Origin of the sequence: Halococcus sediminicola (assembly GCF_000755245.1) — an archaeon.
In the GTDB taxonomy this organism is placed as follows: Archaea; Halobacteriota; Halobacteria; order Halobacteriales; family Halococcaceae; genus Halococcus; species Halococcus sediminicola.
On record NZ_BBMP01000022.1, the window covers coordinates 134,177 to 159,997 of the forward strand.

Annotated in this window: 29 protein-coding genes; 14 read left to right on the forward strand and 15 right to left on the reverse strand. The window is 66.9% G+C overall.

Features of this window, described 5'->3' with window-relative positions:
- Positions 1-22 precede the first annotated feature (22 nt).
- Complete coding sequence (locus tag ACP97_RS09810; protein WP_049997649.1) at positions 23-373, forward strand: DsrE family protein; 351 nt, start codon at positions 23-25, stop codon at positions 371-373.
- A gap of 50 nt (positions 374-423) precedes the next feature.
- Here ACP97_RS09810 and ACP97_RS09815 read toward each other — a convergent pair whose 3' ends face one another.
- Positions 424-723, reverse strand: coding sequence for a hypothetical protein (locus ACP97_RS09815; protein WP_049997650.1), 300 nt, complete (start codon positions 721-723; stop codon positions 424-426).
- 127 nt (positions 724-850) lie between these two features.
- Here ACP97_RS09815 and ACP97_RS09820 point away from each other — a divergent pair, with 127 nt between their 5' ends.
- Positions 851-1,861 (forward strand): threonine aldolase family protein, encoded by a 1,011-nt coding sequence (locus ACP97_RS09820; RefSeq protein WP_049997651.1) that lies wholly within the window; start codon positions 851-853, stop codon positions 1,859-1,861.
- Here the strand turns inward: ACP97_RS09820 and ACP97_RS21045 are convergent.
- The 3 genes from ACP97_RS21045 to ACP97_RS19905 all read right to left on the reverse strand — a co-directional run bounded on the left by ACP97_RS21045 (position 1,858) and on the right by ACP97_RS19905 (position 2,728).
- A complete protein-coding gene (locus ACP97_RS21045; RefSeq protein ID WP_272913446.1) occupies positions 1,858-1,989 on the reverse strand; it encodes a DUF7859 family protein in 132 nt (43 codons plus the stop codon). The two genes, ACP97_RS09820 and ACP97_RS21045, sit on opposite strands and share 4 nt — an antisense overlap.
- A 42-nt stretch (positions 1,990-2,031) precedes the next feature.
- A complete protein-coding gene (locus ACP97_RS09825) occupies positions 2,032-2,541 on the reverse strand; it encodes a metallophosphoesterase (RefSeq protein ID WP_049997652.1) in 510 nt (169 codons plus the stop codon).
- A 61-nt stretch (positions 2,542-2,602) separates the two neighbouring features.
- Positions 2,603-2,728 (reverse strand): NmrA family NAD(P)-binding protein, encoded by a 126-nt coding sequence (locus ACP97_RS19905; protein WP_154019991.1) that lies wholly within the window; start codon positions 2,726-2,728, stop codon positions 2,603-2,605.
- A gap of 97 nt (positions 2,729-2,825) precedes the next feature.
- Between ACP97_RS19905 and ACP97_RS09830 the strand changes: the two genes are divergently transcribed.
- On the forward strand, positions 2,826-3,269 hold the full coding sequence (locus ACP97_RS09830) for a universal stress protein (RefSeq protein WP_049997653.1): 444 nt from the start codon (positions 2,826-2,828) through the stop codon (positions 3,267-3,269).
- On the opposite strand, the gene ACP97_RS09835 is transcribed toward ACP97_RS09830, so the two are convergent.
- From ACP97_RS09835 to ACP97_RS09845, 3 genes are all read right to left on the reverse strand, one after another.
- Entirely contained in the window at positions 3,187-4,392 is a 1,206-nt protein-coding gene (locus ACP97_RS09835; RefSeq protein ID WP_237561145.1) for a permease, read from the reverse strand. The genes ACP97_RS09830 and ACP97_RS09835 overlap by 83 nt on opposite strands.
- A 115-nt stretch (positions 4,393-4,507) precedes the next feature.
- Positions 4,508-5,980 (reverse strand): sodium:solute symporter family protein, encoded by a 1,473-nt coding sequence (locus tag ACP97_RS09840; protein WP_049997654.1) that lies wholly within the window; start codon positions 5,978-5,980, stop codon positions 4,508-4,510.
- 146 nt (positions 5,981-6,126) lie between these two features.
- Positions 6,127-7,380 (reverse strand): MFS transporter, encoded by a 1,254-nt coding sequence (locus tag ACP97_RS09845; RefSeq protein WP_202593595.1) that lies wholly within the window; start codon positions 7,378-7,380, stop codon positions 6,127-6,129.
- Positions 7,381-7,443: 63 nt separating this feature from the next.
- Here ACP97_RS09845 and ACP97_RS09850 point away from each other — a divergent pair, with 63 nt between their 5' ends.
- Positions 7,444-8,190: a proteasome assembly chaperone family protein gene (locus ACP97_RS09850; RefSeq protein WP_049997655.1), complete on the forward strand. Its 747-nt coding sequence runs from the start codon at positions 7,444-7,446 to the stop codon at positions 8,188-8,190.
- A 336-nt stretch (positions 8,191-8,526) separates the two neighbouring features.
- Here the strand turns inward: ACP97_RS09850 and ACP97_RS09855 are convergent, their stop codons facing one another.
- Positions 8,527-8,871, reverse strand: a complete 345-nt coding sequence (locus tag ACP97_RS09855; RefSeq protein WP_049997656.1) for a hypothetical protein — start codon at positions 8,869-8,871, stop codon at positions 8,527-8,529.
- A gap of 118 nt (positions 8,872-8,989) precedes the next feature.
- Here ACP97_RS09855 and ACP97_RS09860 point away from each other — a divergent pair, with 118 nt between their 5' ends.
- The 8 genes from ACP97_RS09860 (at position 8,990) to ACP97_RS09895 (ending at position 16,681) form a co-directional block, all read left to right on the forward strand.
- Positions 8,990-9,724, forward strand: a complete 735-nt coding sequence (locus tag ACP97_RS09860; RefSeq protein ID WP_049997657.1) for an ABC transporter ATP-binding protein — start codon at positions 8,990-8,992, stop codon at positions 9,722-9,724.
- A complete protein-coding gene (locus ACP97_RS09865) occupies positions 9,721-11,364 on the forward strand; it encodes a hypothetical protein (RefSeq protein WP_049997658.1) in 1,644 nt (547 codons plus the stop codon). Before ACP97_RS09860 ends, ACP97_RS09865 begins: the two co-directional genes overlap by 4 nt.
- Positions 11,365-11,529: 165 nt before the next feature.
- On the forward strand, positions 11,530-12,645 hold the full coding sequence (locus ACP97_RS09870) for a tRNA (guanine(26)-N(2))-dimethyltransferase (protein WP_049997659.1): 1,116 nt from the start codon (positions 11,530-11,532) through the stop codon (positions 12,643-12,645).
- Between the two features lie 38 nt (positions 12,646-12,683).
- Entirely contained in the window at positions 12,684-13,562 is an 879-nt protein-coding gene (locus tag ACP97_RS09875; protein WP_237561146.1) for a YihY/virulence factor BrkB family protein, read from the forward strand.
- Positions 13,563-13,635: 73 nt separating this feature from the next.
- Positions 13,636-14,427: a YihY/virulence factor BrkB family protein gene (locus ACP97_RS09880; protein WP_237561147.1), complete on the forward strand. Its 792-nt coding sequence runs from the start codon at positions 13,636-13,638 to the stop codon at positions 14,425-14,427.
- 68 nt (positions 14,428-14,495) lie between these two features.
- Positions 14,496-15,356, forward strand: coding sequence for a YihY/virulence factor BrkB family protein (locus ACP97_RS20810; RefSeq protein WP_049997661.1), 861 nt, complete (start codon positions 14,496-14,498; stop codon positions 15,354-15,356).
- A complete protein-coding gene (locus ACP97_RS20815; RefSeq protein ID WP_049997662.1) occupies positions 15,353-15,802 on the forward strand; it encodes a ribonuclease BN in 450 nt (149 codons plus the stop codon). Before ACP97_RS20810 ends, ACP97_RS20815 begins: the two co-directional genes overlap by 4 nt.
- Positions 15,803-16,681 carry a phosphatase PAP2 family protein gene (locus tag ACP97_RS09895; protein ID WP_049997663.1) on the forward strand — a complete coding sequence of 293 codons (879 nt, stop codon included), beginning with the start codon at positions 15,803-15,805 and terminating at the stop codon, positions 16,679-16,681.
- Positions 16,682-16,687: 6 nt separating this feature from the next.
- Here the strand turns inward: ACP97_RS09895 and glnA are convergent, their stop codons facing one another.
- Positions 16,688-18,058 carry a type I glutamate--ammonia ligase gene (gene glnA / locus ACP97_RS09900; RefSeq protein WP_049997664.1) on the reverse strand — a complete coding sequence of 457 codons (1,371 nt, stop codon included), beginning with the start codon at positions 18,056-18,058 and terminating at the stop codon, positions 16,688-16,690.
- 125 nt (positions 18,059-18,183) lie between these two features.
- On the opposite strand from glnA, the gene lrp reads away from it, so the two are divergent.
- Entirely contained in the window at positions 18,184-18,639 is a 456-nt protein-coding gene (gene lrp / locus ACP97_RS09905; protein ID WP_049997665.1) for an HTH-type transcriptional regulator Lrp, read from the forward strand.
- Here the strand turns inward: lrp and ACP97_RS09910 are convergent.
- The 6 genes from ACP97_RS09910 to ACP97_RS09935 all read right to left on the reverse strand — a co-directional run bounded on the left by ACP97_RS09910 (position 18,636) and on the right by ACP97_RS09935 (position 24,435).
- Positions 18,636-18,974 (reverse strand): hypothetical protein, encoded by a 339-nt coding sequence (locus tag ACP97_RS09910; RefSeq protein WP_049997666.1) that lies wholly within the window; start codon positions 18,972-18,974, stop codon positions 18,636-18,638. The two genes, lrp and ACP97_RS09910, sit on opposite strands and share 4 nt — an antisense overlap.
- A 271-nt stretch (positions 18,975-19,245) precedes the next feature.
- Positions 19,246-20,931 (reverse strand): thermosome subunit alpha, encoded by a 1,686-nt coding sequence (gene thsA / locus ACP97_RS09915; protein WP_049997667.1) that lies wholly within the window; start codon positions 20,929-20,931, stop codon positions 19,246-19,248.
- Between the two features lie 126 nt (positions 20,932-21,057).
- A complete protein-coding gene (locus ACP97_RS09920; protein ID WP_049998474.1) occupies positions 21,058-22,023 on the reverse strand; it encodes a DUF5787 family protein in 966 nt (321 codons plus the stop codon).
- Between the two features lie 60 nt (positions 22,024-22,083).
- Positions 22,084-22,767 (reverse strand): haloacid dehalogenase type II, encoded by a 684-nt coding sequence (locus ACP97_RS09925; RefSeq protein ID WP_049997668.1) that lies wholly within the window; start codon positions 22,765-22,767, stop codon positions 22,084-22,086.
- A gap of 97 nt (positions 22,768-22,864) precedes the next feature.
- Positions 22,865-23,827, reverse strand: coding sequence for a ferritin-like domain-containing protein (locus ACP97_RS09930; protein ID WP_049997669.1), 963 nt, complete (start codon positions 23,825-23,827; stop codon positions 22,865-22,867).
- Between the two features lie 77 nt (positions 23,828-23,904).
- Positions 23,905-24,435: a hypothetical protein gene (locus ACP97_RS09935; RefSeq protein ID WP_049997670.1), complete on the reverse strand. Its 531-nt coding sequence runs from the start codon at positions 24,433-24,435 to the stop codon at positions 23,905-23,907.
- 135 nt (positions 24,436-24,570) lie between these two features.
- On the opposite strand from ACP97_RS09935, the gene ACP97_RS09940 reads away from it, so the two are divergent.
- The gene (locus ACP97_RS09940; protein WP_049997671.1) at positions 24,571-25,815 is read left to right on the forward strand and encodes a translation initiation factor IF-2 subunit gamma; all 1,245 of its coding nucleotides are present in this window, start codon (positions 24,571-24,573) and stop codon (positions 25,813-25,815) included.
- The last annotated feature ends 6 nt before the right edge of the window (positions 25,816-25,821 follow it).

A 25,821-nucleotide genomic window follows, 5' to 3' on the forward strand; every position in this document is an offset into this window, starting at 1 on the left:
GGTGGCGAGCCTACGGCGAGCGATGCTCGACGACAACAAGACGGTGTTTCACCTCGTGGACGGCGACAGTGACGACCAAGAACTCACCCTCACGCTCGCAGAAAATCTCACGAAGGACGACACCATCGACATGGAGGACGTCGCGATCCTCGCACAGGCCGAGGGTATCGACCCGGTGACGACGGACGGCGACCAGAGTGACCGCGTGCGCTCGCTCGTCGAGAGCGGCGTCTCGGTCAAGGCGTGTTCGAACACGCTCGCCATGTTCGACCTCGAAGAGTCCGACCTCGTGGATGGCGTCGAGGTCGTCTCGTCGGGCGTCGGCGAACTCACCCGACTCCAAAACGACGGTTACGCCTACATCAGCACGTAGCGCGAACGCCACAGCACGCCGACCGCACGGACGCAGAAACCGGCGGTCGCCTACCCGTCCGACGACGAACCGAACCCGTTTTCCAGTTGATCGAGCGTCGCTTCGAGCAGGTCTCGTTTGTCGGCATCGTGCGCCAGCACGCGCTGTGTCCAGCGGTCGTGCTCGGAATCGAGCGTGAGGTAGACGACCGTGCGCCCGACGAGAACGGTCGCGGTGCTCGTGACGTGCTGGCGGTGTTCGGGGCCGCTCGGAAGTTCGATGACGCTTTGCACTCGGGGGCGCTTGCGGAGGCGTTCGACCTCGCTCGCGGAGAGCGACTCGGCGGGGAGTCCGGTGGCTAATTCCACCATCAAGAGGGAGTACACTACTCGACGGTATGTAGATGCTGCCTGCTGTCGACGGTTGCTCCTCACACGTGCGCCACCGGAGACACGGTGCGGGCGCGGGATATTTCACTACCGGAACGGTACGGAGACCGTGATAGACCTCCGAAGCGATACGGTCACGCGCCCGGACGACGCAATGGGCGAGGCGGCACGCACGGCCGAGGTGGGCGACGACGTCTACGGCGAGGACCCCACGGTCAACGAGTTGGAGCGACGCGCCGCCGAAGCCGTCGGCATGGACGCCGCCCTCTACGTTCCGACGGGGACGATGGGCAATCAGATCGCCGCGCGCACCCACACCGACCGCGGCGACGAACTGCTCTGTGAGCGCACGAGCCACATCTACAACTGGGAAGTCGGCGGGCTCGCCCAGCTCTCGGGGCTGCAGGTGCGGTCCGTCGATGGCGGCGCACGCGGCGTCATCGACCCCGAAACCATCCACGGGGAGCTCGTCGAGCGCAGTGACCACCGCCCCGGTACTGAACTACTGGCGCTCGAAAACACGCACAACCAGAAGGGTGGCGTCGCCATCACGGCCGAGGAGATCGACGCGGCCGCCGCGGCCGCCGCCGACCACGACATCCCCACGCACGTCGACGGCGCACGCCTGTTCAACGCGAGCGTCGCGCTCGACACGCCCGCCCCGCGCCTGCTCGAAAACGTCGATTCGGTCATGTTCTGTCTCTCGAAGGGCCTCGGCGCACCGGTTGGATCGATGCTCGCCGGTGAGGAGGGATTCATCGCCCGCGCACGTCGGAATCGGAAGCTCTTCGGTGGCGGAATGCGCCAAGCGGGCGTCATCGCCGCGCCCGGAATCGAGGCGCTCGGAAACGTCGAGCGCCTCGCCGAGGACCACGAGAACGCCCGCGCGCTCGCGGCGGGACTCGACGCCATCGACGGTCTCAGCTCCCAGTCACCCGACACGAACATCGTCCTCGTCGAGACGCGAGGGCCGGCCGAGAGGTTCGTCGAACGCATCGCCGGCGAGGGCGTGCGCGCGTCGGCGTTCGGCGAGCACACCGTTCGTCTATGCACTCACTGGGACATCGACGACGAGGACGTCGAGGGAGCAATCGAGAGCGTCGAGCGGGCGATGGACTAGCGCCGGCCGCGCTCGGTTCCCTCGCGGAAGGCCGTCGCGGTGCGGCGGATGAGGAGATAGAAACCGAAAAAGAGCAGCAGGATGACCGCCAGCAGCGCGAGCAACACCGGGTCGAGACCGAATGGCATGGCCGGAGTAGCCGACCGCCGCCTAAATCCGTTTCGGGCGACTCACAACCCCACCCCGAACTCCTCGAAGGTCTCACCGGTCGGTTCGCGGAGTCGCCCCTCGAGACGACCGTCCTCGATCACGAGTTCCGCGTAGGCGGGCCGATACCACCGCGGGTCGGCGTGACTACCGGGGTTCAGGAGGGTGAGGTCGCCCGTGTCGGTAACGCCGGGCCGGTGTGAATGCCCGGAGATCACGAGATTCGCACCCTCCTGTCGACCGAGCATGGCCAATCCGGTTTCGTCACGATCGTCGCCGTGAGTGAGCGCAATCGTTACGTCCTCGTGGTCGACGACGCACTCTCCGGGTAGGCGCTCGCGGACGGCCGGCGTGGCGTTGTTGCCGTGGACGGCGCGGAGAGCGGTAACTTCGGTCTCGAAGGCGTCGAGAACCCGCTCGGTCGTGAAATCGCCAGCGTGGAGGACGAGGTTGGCTTCACGGACGGCGTCGAGGAGATGGCCGTCGAGGCGATGGCCGTCCGTGCCGTGGGTATCCGAGAGAACGCAGATCACGCCCACGATAGCCGCTGTGGACGAAAAACCGTTCCGCACGGGCGGCTGGCTGCCCGTCGCACTAACGCTCGCGGGCGCGCGCCACGTCCCGCACGCCCGCCCGCACCGCGACGTCTTCCTCGGCGAGGCTCGTCACGACGTGGCGACCGACGGTTCCCGTGGCCCCGGTGACCAGTATCGTCCTCATCGGTCGGTGAACGGGACCGAGAACCCTATAGCTGTTCTCGATGGGGGTGTGAGAACGACCCTCAACCCTTATCGTTCGCGCGGTCGTCTGGACTCCCATGTTGCTGGTTCCGTTCGACGGCTCGGCGCTCGCCGCGACGGCGCTCGACCGTGCCCGCGAGTTCGGGGCGGCACTCGACGAGGGCGTGCTCGCGCTCGTCGTCGTTCCGGACGACGCATCGTTCGCCCGCGAGCGCGGCTGGATCGGCTCGGCGGAGTCGTTCGACCCCAAGCGCGTCGGCGAGGAACTGGCGGCCGACATCGAGGACGTCGCACCCGAGAGCGAGGTGCGCGTCGAGACAGTTGAGGGGACGAGTTCGCTCGCCTCGACCGAGACCGACATCAGCCGGACGATACGGCAGGTCGCCCACGAGGTGGGAGCCTCGGTCGTCTTCGTCGGCAGCGAGAACGCCGGCCGCGTCACCGCTCCCCCGGAAAGCGTCGGCACACCCGTCGCCGAGGACCCCGACTACGACGTCTACATCGTGCGCCACGCCGGGTGAACGTCAGTCGGCACCCGGAACGACGTCGATGCTCCCGCCGCCCTCGAAGAAGGTGAGATACACCTGTGCGAGGAACACGACGCTGAAGACGACGTTCAGTATCGTGGTGTAGCCGCCGGGTTTGGTCCCGCCGACCGCCGCGCGCGGGAATCAGTCCGGCACCGGCCCACACGGCGTGGATGACCGCCCCGGCGACGGCCGCCGCGACGAAGAAGAGGACGAACATCGTCGCGGCCATCCGCCAGCCGTAGAACTTCCGGTACATGTCGACGATATGCGGGACGATGAGGTCGGCGAAGATGTAGGACAGAACGCCACCGAACGGGATGCCGCCCTGCCAGAGCACGAGCGCGAACGGCACGTTCGAAACCGAACAGACGAACGTGAGCACGCCGATGACCGTCCCGGCGACGACGCCGAAGACGACCCAGCCCACAGTTCCCTCCGGAAACACCGAGAAGAACTGCTGCCACGCCGATTCCGGGACGAATCCCTTGATGAGGCTCGCGATGACGAAACCCGCGACGAGTTCCGTCCAGAGCATCCCCCACTCGCCGATGGCGTTCTCCGAAGCTCTCCGCCAGCCGCGTCCGGTAAGCAGTTTCTCGCGCCACGAGTGGTTTTCCACCCAGTCGTCCGCCCCGTCCTCGTCGTCATCGAGGCTGCGGACGTGCTCGCGGGCGTCCTCGATCCAGCCCTCGGGGACGAGATACTTGAACGCGCCCGCGAGCAGGACGATGAGCAGCGCGCCGCCGACGAAATCGGCGACCATGAACGCCGGGCTGAGCACGATCCAGATGACGATGCCGATCTCGATGACGAGGTTCGTGCTGGCGAACTCGTAGGCCGCGAGCGACGTCGCCGCCGAGGCTCCCTTCTTGAACAGGGATTTCGCGGTCGACACGGCCCCGAACGAACAGCTCGACGAGACGAAGCCAAAGCCCGAGGCGAGACCCACCTCGCGCCAGCTATCGCCGCCGAGGGTGTCGCTCATGCGCTGCTGGCTGACGAACGCCTGTATCGCGCCCGAAATCGTGAACCCGAGCACGATCGGCCACCACGTTATCCAGACCATCTCGGCGAGGAACTTCCCTGACTCGACGAGGCTCTGTTGAACGGACATGAAGGAAGAAAGGACGCCGGGTTTACGTGCGTTTTCGCTAACGAAGCCGACATCGAACGCCGTGTGAGTTCGGTTTCGAAAGCGAATCCGAACGTCTCGTTTCGGACGAGAAACGTCAGTCGTTGCCGTAGCTGACGCGCTCCGTTCGTTCGCCGTCGGCCGAGGAGCCGACGTGTCGGACGGTATCGAGGTCGAACGTCTCGCCGTAGCCGAGATAGCTCAACCCGAGAATCGTTACGAGCGCGGCCGCGGTCGCCGGCACCGCCGATTCGAGAGTTCCCTCGCCGAACAGCGCCGGTTCACCGAGCACGAACGCCCAGACGACGAAAACAACCCCACCGACGACGAACCCAGGAAGTCCCGCCTCCCGTGTGGTTCCGTCCCAGAGCATGCTGATGATCCCAGCGAACAGCACCGACATGATCCCCATGCCGAGCGTGTTGATGGCGATGATGTCGATACCGCTGAAGGCGATGACGGCCGCGATCAGGCCGAACGCGAGGATGGTCGCGCGCGTCACGGCGACGAGATGCGCTTCGGAAAAGTCCTCCCGGCCGCCGCGGAGCGGGATGTAGAGGTCGTTGACGAACGTTGTCGCGCCGGCGAGCAGGAACGAATCCGCCCCACTCATCACCGACCCGACCGCCGCCGCGAGCAGCAGGCCGGCGACGACCGGCGGTAGCGTGTTGGTGAGCGTCCACGCAAAGGCCATCGAGGACTCGATCTGTGCGCCCTGAGCGGTGGCGATCATCCCCGCGGTGGCGGTCAGAATTCCATATCCGGTGATCACCGCGCCCGCGAGGAAGGTACCGGCCATCGCCACGCGCTTGCTGCGGGCCGACCACGTCCGCTGGAGCATCTGCTGTTGGGCACCGGCAACGGTGAGGTACATCAGATACCACGAGCCGATCTGGACCAGTCCGACGCCGAACCAGTTGGTGTGGCCCGACGGCACGCCCGTCGCGATGGCACCAACGCCGCCGGCGTTGGAGACCGCGATGGGGATCGCTACGAACATCCCGACGATGATGAGCACCCCGTGCAGGGTGTCGGCCCACGCGACGGAGTTCATTCCCCCATAGAGGGTGATGGCGATGAAGACGGCAACACTCGCCCAGAAGGCGACGTCGAGCGGGATGTCGGTGACGGTGGCGATGATCGAGGCCATCCCGATGGTCTGGCCGGTCGTCAGTGCGACCTGTCCGACGACGGTGAAGATCGCGGCGAAATACTTGGTGTAGTCGCCGAAGGCCCGACCCAGCAGTTCGGGGACGCTCACCACGTCGAAGGCATAGAGAAAGCCGACGATGACGGTGATGGACATCCACGCGAGACCTTCGGCCATCGCGTACCACTGGGCGCTGATGCCGGCGGTGAACGCCCGCTGGGCGACACCCATCGTGAGACCGCCGCCGGCGAAAGTGGCGAAATAGGTCATCATGTAGACGCCGAGACCGAGGTCGCGGCCGGCGAGCGTGAACTCGACGTAGCCGGAGCCAGCATCGCGACCGGCCCACCACGCGATGAGCAGCGTCGCGAGGAAGTACCCGCCCATCGTGAGTGTCAGTGGGTCGGTCAGCGTCGCCATCGTCCCATCGAAGCGCCTCGTACGGTCGTGATTCGAGAACAGAACCGGGACATACTGAACACCGACCCGCTCGGAGTAAACGGTACTCGCCTGCAGTTGCAAGCCAAGGCGTGGCGAGCGTAGGGATCGGCGGCCGAAATGCCGTTTCAGCCGATGCGGACGGCGAGGGCGATACAGCCGGCCCCGAGGAGACCGCCGCCGCCGAATCCCAGAAACGCGAGCGGGTAGCCGCCGACCGACTCGAAGACGAGACCAGCGAGCGGCGGGGCGGCGATGCCGGCGACGCCGAGCGAGAGCGACATCGCCGCAAAGAGCGTGTTGAGGTCCGTGTTGCCGAACAGGTCGGCGACCAGCGCGCCGAGCAGTCCGCCACAGCCACCGTAGCCGACGCCGAAGACGGCGACGCAGGCGAGGAACGTCACGGAAGAGGGCGCGAGCGCGATACCGATGGAGGAAAGCGCCATCACGGCCCCACAGACGACGAACGTGCGTGTCCGGCCGGCCCAGTCGGAGAGGCCCGCGACGCCGAGCCGTGCGACCGTCGTCGCAATGCCGATAGCCGTGACCGCGAACACGCCGACCGAGCGGCCAAAGCCGGCGTCGTCGGCGTAGAGCACCGCGTGGCCGAGCAGCACGTACAGCGGCGCAAACACGAGCACCCAGCCGACGAAGACCAACAGGAAGCGTCGCGAGAGGACGACCGAGCGGACGTGTGCGACGTTCCCGCCGTCGGGAGTCGGTGCCGAGTCGGCCGCGACGCGCCCTTCGATGTTGACGGCGGCCGGGTCGTCGGCGAACAGCAACGTGACGAGCGCCGAGAGGACGAAAACGACGACCGCGATGGCGAGCATGGCTCCGCGCCAGCCGACGGTCGTGATGAGCGCGTCGGCAGTTGGGGGGACGGTGACGAGACCGATGCCGAGACCGGCCGAGGCGATGCCGGTGGCCGCGCCGCGCCGGCGATCGAACCAGAGCGGCACCGAGGCGTAGCCGATGACGTACAGCCCACCCATGCCGATGGCGGCGACGACGCCGAAGGAAACGACGAGTTCGAGATAGCTCCGGGCGAAGGCGGTCCAGAGCACACCGATAGTGAGAAAGAGACCGGAAATCGCGGCCGTGAAGCGCTGTCCGTAGCGCTCGACGAACTGGCCGGCGGCGACGCCGGTGACGTAGAGGAGCGCGGTCTGGAGACCGAAGACGACCGCCAAAACCGTGCGCGAGACGGCGAAGGTGGCGATGAACGCGTCATAGAAGACGCCGAAGGCGTAGGAGGTGCCGAAGACGGCGATCGAGGCCAGCAGGCAGGCGATGACGACGACCCAGCCGTAGTAGATGCGGTCGGCCAGCACGAGGCGCGGGTCCGCACGCATGCCGACCTCTGTGAGCGGGACCGTCATTCGTGTTCCGGAAGCGCCCGAGGAGACACGAACGGTTAAGCCACATCCGGGCGAAGAGAAGCTATGTCACAGCAGCCAGTAGCGGACGGGCCGTCGTTTCATGTCAGACAGGAGACCGAGCCGGCCGCCGAAACGCTCATCGCCGGCTTCTCGACATTCGGTCTCGCCGGTCTCACGGCCGCCGACTACATCGTCGACCACCTCGACCTCGACGAGCGCGGGCACGTCACCGTCGACCAACTGCCGACGATCACGCCCTTCGAGAACGGCACGCCGCGCCACCACACGCGCTTTTTTTCGCGCGACGATCTCGATATCACCGTTTTGGTGGGCGACCTGTTCATCCCACCGTTCGCCGCCGAGGCGTTCAGCACGGCGCTGCTCGACTGGACGGCCGAAAACGACGTCTCGGAGGTCACAGTCCTCTCGGGGATTCCGATTCCGCACGGACCGGACGGCCACCGGGTGTTCTACGTCGGTTCCGAAGACTACCAGGAGCGCCGGCTTTCGGGCACGGAGCTCCCGCCGATGACCGAGGGTTTCCTCGACGGCGTGAACGCGAGCCTGATGCAACGCGGAATGGAAAGCGACCTCGCAACAGGAATTCTCACGACGCCGGTCCACAGTCAGGGACCGGACATCGAGGCCGCGCTCCGGCTCATCGAGAGCGTACGCACGGTCTACGACGTCGACATCGACACCGAACCGCTCGAAGCGTTCGCCGCCGAGGTGCGGAACTACTACGAAGGGCTGAGCCAGCACCTCGAAGCGACCGAGCCGCAGGACCGCCACGACATCATGTTCGGGTAGCGCTGCTGTGACGGCTGCGGTGCAGTCGCGGTGGCGGTGCGGCCGCCGTGCGGGTGCGGTTCCTGGCGGATGAAGGGCGAACGAGCAACGCGAGTGAGGGCTTCTGCGGTCGGTGCGGAGGCAGGTGCGGAAAGTGCGGCATCCGCGCGAGTGAAACGAGCGCGGTTCACCGTGAGCGAACGAGCGGAGTCGTTCGAAAGACGCGAAGCGTCTTTCGTGATGACGAGAGAGCGTAGCTCTCTCGAACCACGAGTTGAGTGAGCGGGAATTTTTAGTCCAGGTTTTTGCAAGCGGGGGTCGCCGTAGGCGACCCTCCGCAGTAAAAAAGTGGGTGTTCTAGAGAAAATCGCGCACTTCCGAATACCACATCTCGTGGTGGTCGAGCGCGCCGATGCGGCGGGCGATGTCGGCGGCGAGGGCGTGCCAGCAGCGCTCGTCGTCGTTCCCGGCATCGAGATTGTACGCCGAGTCCTTGCAGGTGCAGCCGCCGCCCTCGACGACGTACTCGTCGGTGTGGCCCACGACGACGGTGAAATCGAGGTACTGCTTGACGCGCCGCTCGGCGACGGCCTCGATGGCGCGCACGCCTCGATCGCCGTGCGTGTCGATGATGCGCTCGGTGGCCGACGGGTCGAGCTCGCCGGTCGCGTCGAGCGCGCGCTGCCACTCGCTTGCGGTCACACTCGCCGTTCGTCCCGCTGGATGAAAACCCGTTCGATGGTCGGGCGGGGACGTGGATACTCACGGCGCGGTCGCGTCAGACGAAAACATTTTTGCAGCGATTGACTGATCGGTTAGCATGCCGCCTGCTATCGAAACCGAGGGCCTGACCAAGCGCTTCGACGAGACGGCCGTGGTCTCGGACGTCGACATCACCGTGCCCGCCGGATCGGTGTATGGCTTTCTGGGACCGAACGGCGCGGGCAAGACGACGACCATGCGGATGTTGACGACGCTCGTGCGCCCGACGAGCGGGACGGCCCGCGTCGCCGGCCACGACATCGCAAACCGGGACGAAGTGGTTCCGGAGATGGGATTTCTGCCCGAGGAGCCGCCACTGTACGACGAACTCACCGCGCGCGAGCAGCTGCGCTACGTCACCGGTCTCCGCGATATGGAGAGAGAGGACTACATCGAGACGCTGCTCGAACGGTTCGATCTCGCCGAGGACGCAAACGAACGGGTGGGAACGTACTCGAAGGGGATGAAACAGAAGACGGCGCTGATTCAGGCGGTCGTCCACGACCCCACGGTCGTCTTCCTCGACGAGCCCACATCGGGACTCGACCCGCGCGCCGCGCGCACGGTCTACGACCTCATCGGCGAACTCACCGACGGCGGCACCACGGTGTTCCTCTCGACGCATATCTTACCAGTGGTCGAGCGCCTCGCCGACACGGTTGGCGTGCTCGACGACGGCTCGCTGGTCGCCGAGGATTCGCCCGAACGACTCACCCACCGTGCCGAAGAGGAGCGCTCGCTCGAAGACGCCTTCCTCGACGTGACGAGTGAAGCCCCGGCCGAAGCACGATGAACTGGCCCACGCCCCGGCGGAGTGTCGCCATCGCCCGCGTCGAGTACCGTCGGAGCCTGCGCGCCATGCTGCGGAACAGAACCCAACTGCTCGGTTTCGGGGTTTTTCTACTCCTGTTCGTGGGCATGCCGACCGTCGGCGGGAGCTACGTCGCCTACACCGCGGGCGAGGAGATGCTCGACGCCTTGCCGGTGCTCGACGGTGCGCGCGGCGCGCTCGCGCTCGCGTGGCTCGGGCCAGTAGCCCTGATCGCCCAGCGCGCCGTCGGCACGACCGCCCGCATCGACGCCGAGGCGGGAATGTTGACGACCGTGCCGGCCCCCGACGTTCTCGGGGGATTGGTGCTGGCGGAGGCCGCGCGCGTGCTGTCGGTCGCCGCCGTGCCGGTGGTCGCGGTGGCGGGGGCGTTCGCTCTCGGCATCGGCGCACCGGTGGCCGTTCTCAGTATCGTCGCGGCGCTGCTCGCGGTGTTCGTGACGGCGCTGCTCGCCGGCCACGTCGTTGGCGTGGCGATCAAGATCGTCGTCGGCCAGTCCGAACTGCTCACGCGATACAAGTCCGTCCTCGCTGTCGTCGCCTTTCTCGCCTACTTCGCCGCGGTCTCCTCGGAGGCGTTCGGGCGCGCGCTCGTCGAACTGTTCGGCCTGTTGCAGGACTCCCCGACCGCGTGGTTCGGCGACTTGCTCGTGGCCGGGGTTCCCGGTGTCGCTCCCTCGCCGGTGCGGGTCGTGGGTGCGCTCGCGCTGGTCGCGGCCGGCGTCCCGGTGTTGTTGGCCATCGACGTGCGCGCGGCCGAGCGGCTCTGGTACGCCGATCGAGCACAGCCGGGCACGCGAACCTACGAAGAGAGCGACGCCGATGGCACGGTTCTCTCGCGGATCGCCGCGGGCCCGACGCGCGCGGTCGTGCGGAAGATCTGGCGGCGGACCAAGCGCGCGCCGATACGGCTCATCTACGTCGCCTACCCGCTCTTTTTCCTGTTCGCGCCGCTCCAGCAGGTGTTCTCCACGGGAACGGTTCCCGCGTCGCTGCCGGTCTTGCTGGCGCTCTATGGCACGTGGGCGGTCGGCGCGGCGGCGCTCAACCCGCTCGGCGACGAGGGAGCGCTGCTGCCGCTGGCGCTCACGTCGGGCGTCCGCGGCGGGCAGTTCGTCCGCGGACACGTCCTCGCGGTGAGCGCTCTGGGACTGCCACTCGTCGTCGCGGTGACGGCGCTTTCGGGACTGCTGAGTCCTCTTGGGCCATCGCGTTGGCTGGCGCTCGCGGCCGCCAGCGCGCTGCTCTCCGTCGTCGGACCGGTGCTCGCGCTGGCCATCGGCACACGATTCCCGCGCTTCGGGACGGTCCGCGTGAGTCGGAGCCGGGAGGTGGTGATTCCGAGCAAGACCGCCTTCGCCTGCTACACGCTCGTGGTGACCGTCGGCGCGCTCGGGGCCGTGGTCGCGCTGGTGCCGGGCGGTGGGGCGGTCCTCTCGGATATCGTCGCGTTCGTCGCCAGTCTCGCCGGCCTCTCGGTCGCCATCGCTCCGCCGGTGCTCCGTGCGGTCGGCGCGGCCGCCGCGCTCGCGCTCGGAGTCATCGCCCCGCCGCTGGCCTATCGATACGTCGCCCGGCGCTTCGAGCACTACACGCTCGCGTGAGTTAGAACGATCCACAATCCCTCATCGTCGTCTGGAGTCGCTGCTGTCGAAGTAATTGTTTCGGCTGTTCGGCTTGGTGGTTGGTCGGGGTTCGATGGCTCGTTCGGGACGGTATCGCGCAACCGATGACAGACCGCTTTTCGCGCTCGAAGACCGACCGGCGATATGCACGTCACCGAGGGGAGCCTCGATTTCACGGTGCCCGAACAGCCCGAGGCGGGCGTCGGCGAAGACGTCTTCTTCAACCCCGCACAGGAACTCAACCGCGACCTCACGGTGGCGGTGCTCCGGGCCGTCCGCGAGCGCCACAGTTATGAATCGTATCTCGACGCTCACGCCGCGAGCGGCGTCCGTGGGGTGCGGGCCGCACGGGAGGGCTACGCGGCGACGCTCTGTGACCGCGACCCCGACGCGACCGCCCTCTGTCGGACGAATCTCGACCGGAACGATCTCGATGGCACGGTGGTGACTCGCAACGCGAACGCGCTGCTCGCCGAGGAGCGCTTCGACGTCGTCGATCTCGATCCCTTCGGCACGCCCATCCCGTTCACCGACGCCGCCTTCCGGGGCGCGCGCCACCTCGTCTGCGTCACCGCGACCGACACCGCGCCGCTGTGTGGCGCGCACAAGGAGAGCGGGATTCGCTCGTACAGCGCCGTCCCGCAGAATACTGAATACCATGCCGAGATGGGCCTCAGAATCCTCCTCGGTGCGCTCGTCCGCACTGCCGCCCGCTACGACGTCGCCGCCATCCCAGTATTGAGCCACGCGACGAGCCACTACGTCCGGACGTATCTCGCGCTGTCGCGGCGGGCCAGCGACGCCAACGACGCGCTCGATGAACTGGGGTACGTCCATCACTGCTTTTCGTGTCTCCACCGCGAGACAGAGGAGGGACTCATCGCCCATCCCCCGGAAACGTGTCCGGCCTGCGGCGGGCGGGTGCGCACCGCCGGCCCGCTCTGGCTCGGTCGCGTCCACGACGACGAGTTTCTCGGCCGTGTCCGCGAGCAGGTCACCGACGAGATGGGCACCGCCGAGCGCGCCCGCGACCTGCTCGACACGCTCGAAGGCGAACTCGATAGGCCAACGCACTACGACCAGCACCGCCTCTGCAAGCAGTGGAGTCGGTCGGCGAGCGCGATGGACGAGTTCCTCGCCCGCCTTCGAGCGGCGGGCTTCGCGGCCTCGCGAGCACACTACGGCGGCACGGCGTTCAAGACCGACGCTACGGTCGAGGAAATCGAGCGCGCGACCGTTCCGCCCGAGACGGAGCGGTGACGGAGAACGCGTAGCGGCGCGGACCGGCATCGAAGTCGGTGGGGTTCTTATCGGCCGAACCAGAACCGACGGGCGTGAGAACCGGCACCGATACGACGGGGTGGACGAGTGGCGTACTCTCGATCGGCAGGACCGTCGTCGCGGTCGCCAGACAGGAGCAAATCACGCTCATGGCCGCGAGCCTCGCGTACTACCTCTTCACCGCGCTTGTCCCGCTCCTCCTGTTCTCGGTCATCGCGCTCTCGCTTTTGGGCAACGGCCTGCTCACACAGGTCTCGGGGACGGCATCGGGGACGGTCCTGCCGAGTGGCGTCTCGGTGCCCAAAACGCTGCTCGCCAACACACAGGGCCGATTTCGCGCGGCGGTTCTCGGAGCGGTCATCCTCGCGTGGAGCGCTCTCAGAACGTTCGGCGCGCTCGACGGGGCGTTCGCGGCGGTCTACGACGAACGTGAGGCGATATCGCCGGTCGATAAAGCCATCGACGCGGCGGTGGTGTTCGTGACCGTCACGCTCGCGGCTGTGGCGCTCGCGGTCGTCGGCGGGGCGCTCGCACTCGCCGTCAAGGACCGACTCCTCCTGCGGGTGCTCTCGCCGTTCTTTTTGCTCGTCACGCTGGTCGTCGTCTTCGCGCCGCTCTACTACCTCCTGCCGGAGGTCGATGGCGTCACACTGGGCGAGATCCTGCCCGGAACGATGCTCGCGGCGTTCGTCTGGACGATATCGTCCGTCGTCGTGCGGCTGTACGCGACGACGTCGAGCAGCGTGCAGTTCTACGGCGTCGCCGGCGGCGTCCTGTTGGTGCTCACATGGTTGTACGTCGGCGGACTGGCGCTGCTGGTCGGGGCGGCGCTGAACGCGACGCTCGCCGGCCGCGTCGACCCCGATGCCGAGTGGCTCCCGACAGAATATCTCTGAATTTCCCGTGTGCCGCGCGCGGTACTTACGTCTCGACAGCGAAACCGCGTTCGTGTCGAGGACCGACGACGCCATGGCCGTGGTCGTGGATGTGGTCGCGCTCGCCCGCCGGGAGCGGCTCGTGCTGACGGCGGCGAGCATCGCGTACTTCGCGTTCATCTCGCTGGTGCCGCTGTTGTTGTTGGTCGTGGTCGCGGTCACGGCACTCGGCGGCGACGCGCTGGCGATGCGGACCGTCACGCGGGCGACGCGCACGCTCGTGCCCGAAAACGCCGCCCTGTTGCGCGGGATCGTCTTCGGCGCGGCGGACGGCGGGGCGACGGCACTCAGTATCGTCGTCCTGCTCTGGGGTGCACTGCTGACGTTTCGCGCGCTCAACACCGCCTTCGGCGGTATTTATGGTACTCACGGCGAGCGCTCGCTTCCGGGGACGATCGCCGACGTCGTGCTCGTGTTCGTCGTCGTCATCGTCGCCGTGGTGGCGATGGTCGTCGGCGGCGTCGTGCTGTCGGCCGTCGTCGAGACTCGGCTCTGGAAGACCTTCGGCCCGGTCGTCGTCTTCACCGTCTTCACGGTCGTGTTCGTCCCGCTGTACTACATCCTGCCGGACGTCGACAGCGGGTTCGGCGAGATACTGCCGGGAACGATAGTCGCCGCCGCGGCGTGGACCGTCCTCCAGTCGCTCTTTGGCTACTACGCCACGATATCGACGCTGCCACAGCTCTACGGCGCGGCGAGCGCCGTCCTGTTGATCCTCGTCTGGCTCTACGTGGGCGGGTTCGCCCTGCTGGTCGGCGCGGCGCTGAACGCCACCCTCGCCGAGCGCGCCGACCCCGACGAGGGATGGGTTCCGGTCGACCACTGACCACCGAGGACGCCGCACGACGAGCGGCTTCCCGCCGATTTATATACCCGTCGGTCGAATGCGGGGTCGTGAGTACCAGCGCGCGCGTGACCTCCTTCGGCCGGACGTTCGTCGGGGAGGTACAGGACAAGGACATCACGTTCATCGCAGCGAGCCTCGCCTACTACGCGTTCGTCTCGTTGATACCGCTTCTCCTCCTCTTGCTCGTCGTCGTCTCGGTCGTCGTCGATCCGTCGACGGCCGAGGAGATCGTGACCGCCGCGACGAGTTCGCTCCCCACGAGCGCACAGCGCCTCGTCGAGGGGGCGGTCAGCAACCAGAACGGGGCGGCGGGGGCGACGGTCGTCAGCGTGATCGCGTTGCTCTGGAGCGCGCTCAAGCTGTTTCGCGGTCTCGACACGGCGTTTTCGCGCGTCTACGGTCGTGAAGCGGGCGGTATCGTCGATCAGGTCAAAAACGGCGTCGTCACGCTCGCGGCGGTGGGTCTCGGGGCGATCGTCGCCGTCGGTCTCGGGGCGGCGGTCTCGCTGTGGCCGGTCGAGGTCGTCGTCAGCGGCGTCTCGCTGGTCGCAATCATCGGGACGCTCGCAACGTTGCTCGCGCTCGTGCTCGTCCTCTTGCCGCTGTATTACTTTCTGCCCGGAAGCGGTGTGACGGTCCGCGAGGCGGTGCCGGGAGCGGTCTTCGGGGCCGTCGGGTTCACCCTGCTCCAGATCGCCTTCCGCATCTACGCGGCCAGCGCCGGGGCGTTCGAGGCCTACGGCGTCCTCGGCGGCGTGTTGCTGTTGGTGACGCTTCTGTATTTCGCGGGGATGGTTCTCCTACTCGGAGTGGTGTTGAACGCGGTGCTTGCCGGACGGGTGGCCGGTACCGAGCGCTCCAAGGGCAGCGGTCTCGCTGCGCAGTTGCGCTCGGGGGGACGAGCATGAGCGAGGAGCCAGAGGAAACCGAGGAGATCGGCGAGCCGGTGCGGGAGGGGACCGACACGCGCCGAGGAGACCGGAGCGGCGGCGAGACCGCGACCCTCGACGACGTCGAGACCCTCCGGGAGGACGTCGTCGCGTTCGCAGACGAGGTCGAAGACCGCATCATCAAACGCGACACGCTCGAAAACGATCTGAAGAAGTACGTCCGCAAACGCCAGCGCCGTGGTCACGTCCGCGGCTGGGGACCGTATCTCGTCTTACTCTACGGCACCGTGATGACCGTCGGCGCGTTCGCCTATCTGAGCGGCGGATGGGCCATCCTCGCCATGCTCGTCGTCTGGCTCTCGACGCTCGGACTGTACGTCCTGATGACCCTCGTCGGACTGGTCGGGACGGCCGTCGGCCTGCCGGGACGGCTCACCGAGCGAGTACGCGAGTTCCGCTCGTAGATGCGCGGCCTCGGAGTCACCGAGGCGCTGCGGGCGCTCCCCGACGCGCTGTCGGTGCTGTTCGCCCTGCTCACGCAACTGGCCGACGTCTGGTTCGTTCTCGGCCTGCTCACGCTTTTGTACTGGTTCGGCGAGCACTCGCCGCTTTCCCTCCCGCGCGAGCGGGGCGCGTTGCTCGTCGCACTCGCGTTCGGCGGTCTCTCGCTCATCGTCGTCCTGAAGGGCTTCTTCGCGCTGCCACGGCCGCCGATGGCCGGCGAGGCGTCGGGTCTGCGCTACGTGCCCGAGGTCTTGCACGGAGCCTACGCCAACGCGGCGACCGCGACGGGCTACGGCTTTCCGAGCGGCCACGCGCTCACCGCGACGGTCGTCTGGGGCGGTCTCGCGGCCGTTCTCGACGTCGGCACGCGCGGCCGGCGCGCGCTCGTCGCCGGGGGCGTCGTCGGCGTCGTCTGTCTCGCACGGCTCGTCCTCGGCGTGCACTACCTCGTCGACGTGCTCGCCGGCGTCGGGTTCGGACTGGCCTACCTCGCCGTCGTCCTGCCGATCGCCCGCGGACGGGTACGGCGGGCGTTCGGGGTGGCCGCCGTCGTCGCCGCGGGAACGCTCGTCGGAACGGTGACCCCCGACAGCGCGCTGGCGCTCGGGGCGACCGCCGGCGCGCTCGTGGCGTGGGAAGGCGTTGGCGACCGTCTCTCGGAAGAATATCGGATGGGCGTCGCGTTCGGCCTCGTCGGGGCGGCGGTGCTCGGCGGCGGGTTCGCGGCGGTCTATCTGCTTGCGCTCGGCGTGGTTCCCACCGCGCTCGCGGGGGCGGCCATCGGCGCTGGCGTCATCGCGATGCCGTTGCTGGCCGCGCCCGGTCGGTCGTGGGCGTGAGCCGACTCAGAACGTCTCGAGGTAGCGCTCCTTCTCCCACTCGCTGACCGACACGCGGTAGTCCATGACCTCCGAGCGCTTGGCTTCGAGGAACTTCTCGGTGACGTGTTCGCCGAGGGCCTCGGTGACCACCTCGTCGGCTTCGAGCGCGTCGAGCGCGCCGGCGAGCGTCGTCGGCAGCGTCTCGATGCCGTGCTCGGCGCGGCGTTTGGCGTCGAACTCGTAGATGTTGTCGCGCACCGGCTTGGGAGCCGAAAGACCGCGCTCGATACCGTCGAGACCGGCGTGAATCATGGCCGCGAAGGCGAGGTAGGGATTACAGGAGGGGTCCGGCGAGCGGAGTTCGATCCGTGAGGCTGCGGGCGTGCGCGCGGCGGGTTTGCGCACGAGCGAGGAGCGATTACGATCCGACCACGCGATGTAGACCGGGGCCTCATAGCCCGGCACGAGCCGTTTGTAGCTATTTACTGTGGGGTTGCAGACCGCCGTGATGGCGGGTGCGTGCTCCAGGACGCCGGCGAGGAACTGCTTTGCCGTCTCGCTCAGATCGAACTCGTCGCCCGCGTCGTGGAAGGCGTTCTCGCCGCCCGAAAACAGCGAGAGGTGGGTGTGCATGCCCGAACCGGCGACCTCCGCGATGGGTTTGGGCATGAACGTCGCGTGCAGGTCGTGTTCGGCCGCGATGGCGCGCACCACGGCCCGAAAGGTGGCGACGTTGTCGGCAGTCGTGAGCGCGTCGTCGTAGGTGAAGTTGATCTCGTGTTGGCCGGCGGCGACCTCGTGGTGGGAGGCCTCGATGTCGAAGCCCATCTCCTCGAGTCCGTAGATGATGTCCCGGCGCACGTCCGAGGCGAGGTCCTTCGGCGCGAGATCGAAGTAGCCGCCCGCGTCGTTCGTCACGGTAGTGGCGTTCCCGTCCTCGTCCTGTTCGAACAGGAAGAACTCGGGTTCCGGTGCGGCGTTGATGTCGTAGCCCATGTCGGCGGCGCGGTCGATGGCACCCTTGAGGACGCCACGTGGGTCGCCGACGAACGGTTCGCCGGTCGAGGTGTTCATCACGTCGCAGATGAGCCGCGCGCTCGCGGTGCCGTCGTCGCGGTCGCGCCACGGCAGCACGGCAAAGGTCGATGGGTCGGGCGTGAGCCGCATGTCCGACTCCTGGATCCTGACGAACCCCTCGATCGAGGAACCGTCGAAGTAGATGCCTTCGACGAACGCCTTCTCGGCCTGTGTGGCCGGAATGGAGACGTTTTTGACTGTTCCGAGGATGTCCGTGAACTGGAGTCTGAGGAAGTCGACGTTGTGTTCGTCTATCGCTTCGAGAACGCGCCTGGCCTCGGCCGACGGCCCGTCGCGTGTCGGAGTTCCGTTTGTCATGGTTCGTGCCTACTCGATGGGACAGTGCAGAGGATAAAAGCGCTGCTGTTCGTCGCAAATATTGAATCACGGTGCAAAAATGGATGTTCGTAAAATTTTACTTCCCCGGGCGGGTAGGTGGAGCGATGACGTACGAGAACCTGGATACGGAACTGGTGAACGCGCTGCTCGACGACGGCCGGGCGAGTCTGCGAAGCCTCGCCGACGACCTCGACGTCTCGGTCACGACGGTGTCGAACCATCTCGCGGATCTCGAAGCGAACGGCGTGATTCGGGGCTATTCGCCGGACATCGACTACGACGGCCTTGGCTACGACGTGACGGCGATCATCCAGCTCAAAGTCGAGGGCAGCGCCCTGCCGGACATCACCGAGCGCCTGCGCGAACACGATCAGATGGTGTCGGTCTACGAGGTGACCGGCGACCACGACGTCGTCGCCATCGGGAAGTTCAGGGACACCGACGACATGAACGACCGCATCAAGACCCTCCTCACCGATCCCGATATCAACGAATCGAACACGAACATCGTGCTCAACACCGTGAGCGAACACGAGCAGTTCGAACTCGCCACCGATTAGATGACCGCGAACGCGACCAGGAGATTGATCACCGTAACGGCGATGCCGACACCGATGAGACCGGCGAACCAGACGCGCCAGCCCGGGACGGTCGTGATGAAGCGCTCGCCGGCGAGCGCGAGCGCCCCCGCAGCCACTGCGCCACCGAGTTTGACCACGAAGGCGAGCGGCGGCGTCGCCAGCAAAGCCCGCATGAGCGGGTTCGCCTCCAAGTGCGCGCCCGCGAACTCCGCCGCCAGAACCATCGAGAGTCCGTCACAGACGCCCCAGACGACGACCACCGCCAGCACCAACTCGGTGTAGTCCGGCGTCTCGAAGCGAAGGCGGTGGGTCACGAGCGAACAACGAGCGGCACGGATAAATCGTCGCTGACTAACTACTGCAAAAACGGGAATTGGCGTCGTCGATGTCGTGCGGCTGCGGCCGCGGTGCGGCCCTCGGCGGATGAAGGGCGAGGCGCGCGGAGCGCGCCGAGGGCTTCGGCGGAGCGGTCGCGGTGCAGTTGTGGAGCGGTGCGGTGTTGGGGTCGCAGTGCGGTTGCGGTCTTTTTCCCAAGTTTTTGCGAGCGAGCGGCCGGTTAGGCCGCGAGTGATGCAAAAAGTGGGGTTACATCATGCCGCCCATGCCACCCATACCGCCCATGCCACCCATACCGCCCATGCCACCCATACCGCCGGGTGCGCCGCCGGCGGGCGGGCCGCCGTCGTCGCCGTCGTCGGTCTGGCCGCCCTTCAGATCGCCCGCGGCGATGACGTCGTCGATACGGAGAATCATCACGGCGGCTTCAGTTGCACTCTCGATGGCCTGCGTTTTGACGCGCAGCGGTTCGACGACACCGTCCTCTTCCATGTCGACGACGTCGCCGGTGTAGGCATCGAGACCCATCGTGTCGCTCCCGCCGTCGTGCTGGCTGCGGAGGTCGACAAGCGAGTCGATGGGGTCGAGACCCGCGTTCTCGGCGAGCGTGCGCGGGATGATGTCGATGGCGTCGGCGAAGGCCTCGACGGCGAGCTGTTCGCGCCCACCGACGGAGTCGGCGTAGTCACGCAGTCCCAAGGAAAGCTCGGTCTCGGGTGCGCCGCCGCCGGGGAGGACCTTGCCGTCTTCGAGCGTGACGCGCACGACACCGAGGGAGTCCTCGATGGCGCGTTCGATCTCGTCGACGACGTGTTCGGTGCCGCCGCGAAGGATGAGCGTGACCGCTTTGGCGTCTTCAACGTCCTCGACGAAGATGCGCTGATCGCCCGCGATGTCGCGCTCGGCGACCGATCCCGCGAAGCCGAGGTCCGACTCTTCGATATCGTCGAGATTCGAGACGACGCGCGCGCCCGTCGAGCGGGCGAGCCGGCCCATGTCGCTGGATTTCGCGCGGCGCACGGCGAGGATGCCCTCCTGGGCGAGGTAGTGCTGGGCCATGTCGTCGATGCCGTCCTGACAGAAGACAACGTCGGCGCCGACGTCGACGAGCTGGTCGACCATCTCCTTGAGCTGTTCTTCTTCCTGGTCCATGAACTCCTGGAGCTGGTCGGGGTCGGTGACGTTGACCTCGGCGTCGATCTCGGTCTCCTTGACTTCGAGGGCGCTGTCGAGCAGCGCGACGTTCGCGTCCTCCTTGAAGTAGGGCATGTTGTCGTGGACGCGCTCCTTGTCCACGATGACGCCCTCGACGAGCTCGGACTCGTCGACTGAGCCGCCGACGGCCTTCTCGACCTGGATGTTGTCGGTGTCGATGCCCTCGTCGTCGCTGATGGCGGTCACGGCGCTGACGACGAGTTCGGCGAGCAGGTCGCGCGAACTCTCCGCGCCCTTGCCCGTCATCGCCGTCGCGGCGATCTGTTCGAGGGTGTCGGTGTCGGACTCGTCGACGTCGATGGCGACGTCTTCGAGGATCGACTTGGCCTCTTCGGCGGCCTCACGGTAGCCCTGTGCGAGCGTCGTCGCGTGGATGTCCTGGTCGAGGAGGTCCTCGGCCTTTTCGAGGAGTTCGCCGGCCTCGACGACTGCTGTCGTCGTGCCGTCGCCGACCTCGTCTTCCTGTGTCTCGGCGACCTCGACGATCATGTTCGCCGCCGGGTGCTCGATGTCCATCTCTTTCAAAATGGTGACACCGTCGTTCGTGACGACGACGTCGCCCGCGTCGGAGACGAGCATCTTGTCCATCCCTTTCGGGCCGAGCGTCGTCCGAACCGCTTCGGCGACCGCCTGACCCGCGGTGATGTTCATCGACTGTGCGTCCTTCCCAGAGGTTCGCTGGGAGTCGTCCGAGAGTACGATGAGGGGCTGGTTACCCATCTGCTGAGCCATAGTCACCTACCGATTGAATGGAGTTCTATATAAAAGCGTCGGAATTGGTCGGCAAAGTCGCTCGTGTCCTTCGATTCCGCGGTGTGCTATACCACCACAGTCTCGGCTTATATACTAAAATCGGCCGAGTCCGGCCTGCCGGCGCTGGCGACGCTCCGGGTTCCGTAGCCACGGCGAGCGGCGGTCGCGCTCGCCATCGAGGTCAACATCGGGTGGGTCGGCGGGTTCGTGACCCCCACAGTCCGCGCTGCACTCGGCGGCCGGATGGACGAACCGTCCCTTCCACTCGCAGTAGGGCAACCCGCGCGCTCCCGCGAATTCGTCGTCTTGGACTCTCGCACAACCCGGAAAGTCGTAAGTTCGCCAGCCCTTGCCGTAGGCGCGCTCGGCGATGCGCCGGCGTGCCCGGGACTTTTGATCGGCAGTCACCGGCCGTATCGCGGTCTTCGCCGCTCCTCGTGTGCCGATCTCGATGCCCGGTTCGGTCGGTGAGAGCGGTGTCGGCTCGCGCAGCACTTCACGAGTCCCCCCATCGGGGTCGAACCGCCAGATCCCCACCGCGTCGGGAATCCGGTTCAAATGCGCGCCCGTCACGTGCGAGGCGGTCGCCAGAATCACGCTATCGAGTAGTCCGAGGCTCACGTCGCGGCGGAGTTGGGATTCGAGGTCGCCCGGCGTACCGAGATCCGGTTTGTTCTCGATTCCCACCAACGTCCCGAACCAGTCGTCGGGATAGCGCGCCGTCTGCCGGACGTACTCGCGGCTTCCGTGGTTCTCGCGTTCGAAAAAGCCGATGTCGAGCGCGCGCTCGGTGGCGCTCCGTGCGTGTTCGGGATGGCAGTCGAAACACTCCTTCCAGTAGCGCGCCGTACCGACGCCGACACGGCTCTCGATGGCCGCCACGGGGATCTCGTGGGGTGTGAGTCGTACCCGGTCGTCGAAACCCGGACCGGGTTCCACGTGAACGACGTCCATTACCCGATTGCCGTGAAGACTCGTGCCGAGCTGGCGGCTCACGACCCCCTCGACGTCGGCTTCGAGGCTGGCACACAGCGCCAGCTCGAACGCGAACTCGCGCACGGGCGACATACGGGTCGGTGGGCCAAAAGCGTCGTGTTCGCCGATCTCGGCCGGTAAGAGTCAGACCCCGAGTTCGTCGGCGAGATCGTGAAAGCTCTCGACGGCGAGGTCGGCGTCGCCGTCGAACGGTTCCCACTCCTGCTGGTCGCGATTGACCCACACGCCCTGCATATCGGCGTGTATCGCACCTTGGACGTCGAACCAGCCCGCCGAGACGTGGGCGATCTCGTCGATCGGCGTCCCGGTCCGCCCGGCGGCGTGGCGGTAGATCGCCGAATCGGGTTTGAACGTTTCGATCTCGTCGGCGCTCACCGTGTCTTCGAGGAGGTCGCCGATCTTTGCGCCCTCGACCATCGAATCGAGCATCGCGGGATTGCCGTTCGAGACGACATAACAGTCATAACCACCGTCTCTGAGCCGCTCGATGCCGTCGCGCACGTCGTCGAACACGTCGAGATCGTGATACTCTTCGAGGATTTCCTCCTGTTCGCTCTCCGCGAGGTCGATGTCGTGGGCCGCGAGCGCGGCCGACAGCGCGTCACGGAGCAGTTCGTAGAAGGGCTGGTAGGCGTCGATGTCGTTGGCGACGAAGGTGTAGGCGAGCGAGCGCTCGCGCCAGAGCGTCGATACCGGTTCCGGCTCCTCGACGTGCTCGGCGAGCGCGCGCTCGACGCTCTCGACGTCGACGAGCGTACTGTACGAATCGACGGTCACGGTCGTGACCTGGTCGGGGTCGAATGCCATGTGCGAACCAGTCGGTCACGGGCCTTCAACGCTTGCAGCGAAAAAACGGTGGGCGTCAGCGGGTCGATCCAGCGGGACCGGGTGTCCCATCGGCGATTCAGTCGTCGGTGACGTCGATGGCGTAGCCGCCGAGCAGTTCGGTGACCTGATCGAGACTGTCGACGCCGACGATGAACGGTGCGGCGCGGTCGACGACTTCCTGCACGCTGAGTCGTGGCTGGAAGGCGTCGGGGAACGGGTTGCGCGCGCCCGAGCCGGCCGGCAGCGGGCTGTTGAGCACCCGGAGGTAGCTCGCGTGGCGGGCCTCGACCGCGAGGATCTGTGCGGCCGGCGCGAGGTACTCCTCGGTGTCGACGGCGGGCGCAGCGCCGGTGTAGGCCCCCGCGCCGGTGTCTTCGAGCGCCTGCGCGAGAGCAACGAACTCGACGGTGTCCTCGTAGGGGAACTCGAATTCGAGATCGCTGGCGAAGTTCGGGTCCTCGCCGACCTCCTCGAGGACACCCTCAAGCGCCTCGACGTGGGCCTGCTCGTGGTCGCGGATCTGCTGGAAGCGCTGGAAGGTGGAGTAGCGCCGGGAGGGGTTGGCGAACTGCGCGGCGATGTCCGAGCGCTCGATGTCGTGCTCGCCGAGCTGGCCGCCGTTTTCGTCGCCTTCCGTCCCCATCTGTCCGACCGGTGCGGTGCCGACTGCCTCGGTGTAGAAGGTGGCTTCGAGGCGTTCGAGGATCAGTGCGAACTTGACGATCTGCACGTCGGTGAGCGCGCCGTAGCCGAACTCGTTGGCGTCCTCGTAGTCCGAATCGGAGTAGGGCTGTTCGCCGTGGGCGGCCGCGGCGGTGCCGCTGCCGAGCGCGCCGAGGGCGGCGGCTCCGGCCCCGACCTTCGCGGTGTTCGAGAGGAAGTTCCGCCGCGAGCGGAGTTCGTCGCCGATGCGGCCGAGCGGCCCGCTGTCGCCGCCGGTCGTCGTGGTCTCGTTGCGGTCGAACTCCCAGTCGTCCTGTGCGGTGCGGCTCGTGTCGTTGGTGGAGTCGTCGGTCATGGTCTTGTCGTGCTCGCGCACAGCACAGTCGACTCACAAAACACGTATCAACGTTTTCCGAATTCAGACCCAAATTCGTGACGAATCGACGGGAATCGTCACGAGCGCTCGACGACCCGGAGGGTGCGATTGCCGTCGTGGCGGACGACGAGTTCGTAGTCCGAGACGCCGTAGGGCAGTTCGACGTTGGCGGTGTAGCGCGCCAGCCCGCGACAGCTCCGGTTCGCGGCGTCGGTGCGGATCGCCGCCACCGAGAGCACGAACGTCCCGGGCGGGCGCTCGCGGATGGTCGGCTCGACGAGCGTGTAGGACGCATCCGGCAGGCTGACGTTGCCCGTGATGGCGAGATGGCGCGCACCGAGCAGGCGGTAGCCCTCGACGGAGGCGTTGTCGGTTGCCTCGGGCGTGCAGCCGGCAGCGGTGGTCGTCGACTCGAAGACGCTCGCCTCGTCGGCGATGGCGTTCCCCGGGGAGCCGGCCGCGGCCTGAAACATGAGCGGGTCGAAGACGAAGACGGCGACCGCGAGTGCGGCAGCCACGAAGACGGCGAGCACCCCGACCGAAACGAGGAGACTGAAAACGCGCTTGAGCGCGGCCACGGCCTGCTCGCGGTCGGGCGAATCCGCCATGAAATCAGCGTTTCGAGCGTCGAAACATAACCGTTTCCCCGGTGGTGACCGGCAGCGCGGGACACTCGATACCGCGATATACGGAACAGCAGGTTTATGAACGGTTCGGGGCATAGCTATCCTATTACTTTCGAGATGACACGGAACCACCAACAACCGGAGGTGAACATCGGGCTGGTCGGCCACGTCGACCACGGCAAGACGACGCTCGTGCAGGCGTTGAGCGGGTCGTGGACCGACCAGCACTCAGAGGAGATGAAGCGCGGCATCTCCATCCGGCTCGGCTACGCCGACGCCACATTTAGAGAGTGTCCCGACAGGGACGCGCCCGAACGCTACACCGTTGCCGAGGAGTGTCCGGACGGTACGGAGAGCGAGCCCCTCAGAACGGTGTCGTTCGTCGACGCACCGGGCCACGAGACGCTGATGGCGACGATGCTGTCTGGCGCATCCATCATGGACGGCGCGGTGCTCGTCGTGAGCGCTACTGAAACTGTGCCACAGGCCCAGACCCAAGAACACCTGATGGCGCTCGATAGTATCGGTATCGAGAACATCGTCATCGCCCAGAACAAGGTCGACCTCGTCGATAACGACCGCGCGCGCACGAACTACGAGGAAATCCAGGAGTTCGTCGCCGGAACCGTCGCCGAGGACGCGCCCGTCGTCCCTGTGAGCGCCGGGCAAGAGGTCAACATGGACCTGCTGATCCAGGCCATCGAAGAGGAGATCCCGACGCCCGAACGCGACCCGGACGCCGACGCACGGCTGCACGTCGCGCGGAGTTTCGACATCAACCGACCGGGGACGCGCGCCGACGAACTGCTGGGCGGTGTTCTGGGTGGGAGTCTCGTCGCCGGCGAATTCCAGTCGGGCGAGGAACTCGAACTCCGACCGGGCCGCGAGGTCGAACACGGGGGGCAGGCCGAGTGGCAGCCCATCACGACCGAAATCCGTTCGCTGCAAGCCGGCGGCGAGTCCGTCGAGAGCGTGACGCCCGGCGGGTTGTTGGGAGTCGGCACCGGTCTCGACCCGAGCCTCACGAAGGGCGACGGGCTGGCCGGACAGATCGCCGGTCCGCCGGGGTCGCTACCACCGACACGAGAATCGTTCACGATGGAGGTCTCGCTGCTCGACCGCATCGTCGCCAGCGCCGACGGCACCGAGGGCGAGGACGTCGAACCCGTTTCAACTGGCGAGCCGCTGATGCTCACGGTGGGGACCGCCACCACGGTCGGATCGGTCACGAGCGCGCGCGACGAGGAGTGCGAGGTCGCGCTCAAGCGGCCGGTGTGTGCGGCCGCGGGCGCGAACATCGCCATCAACCGCCGCGTCGGCACGCGCTGGCGGCTCATCGGCATCGGCACGCTGACCGAATGAACGAGA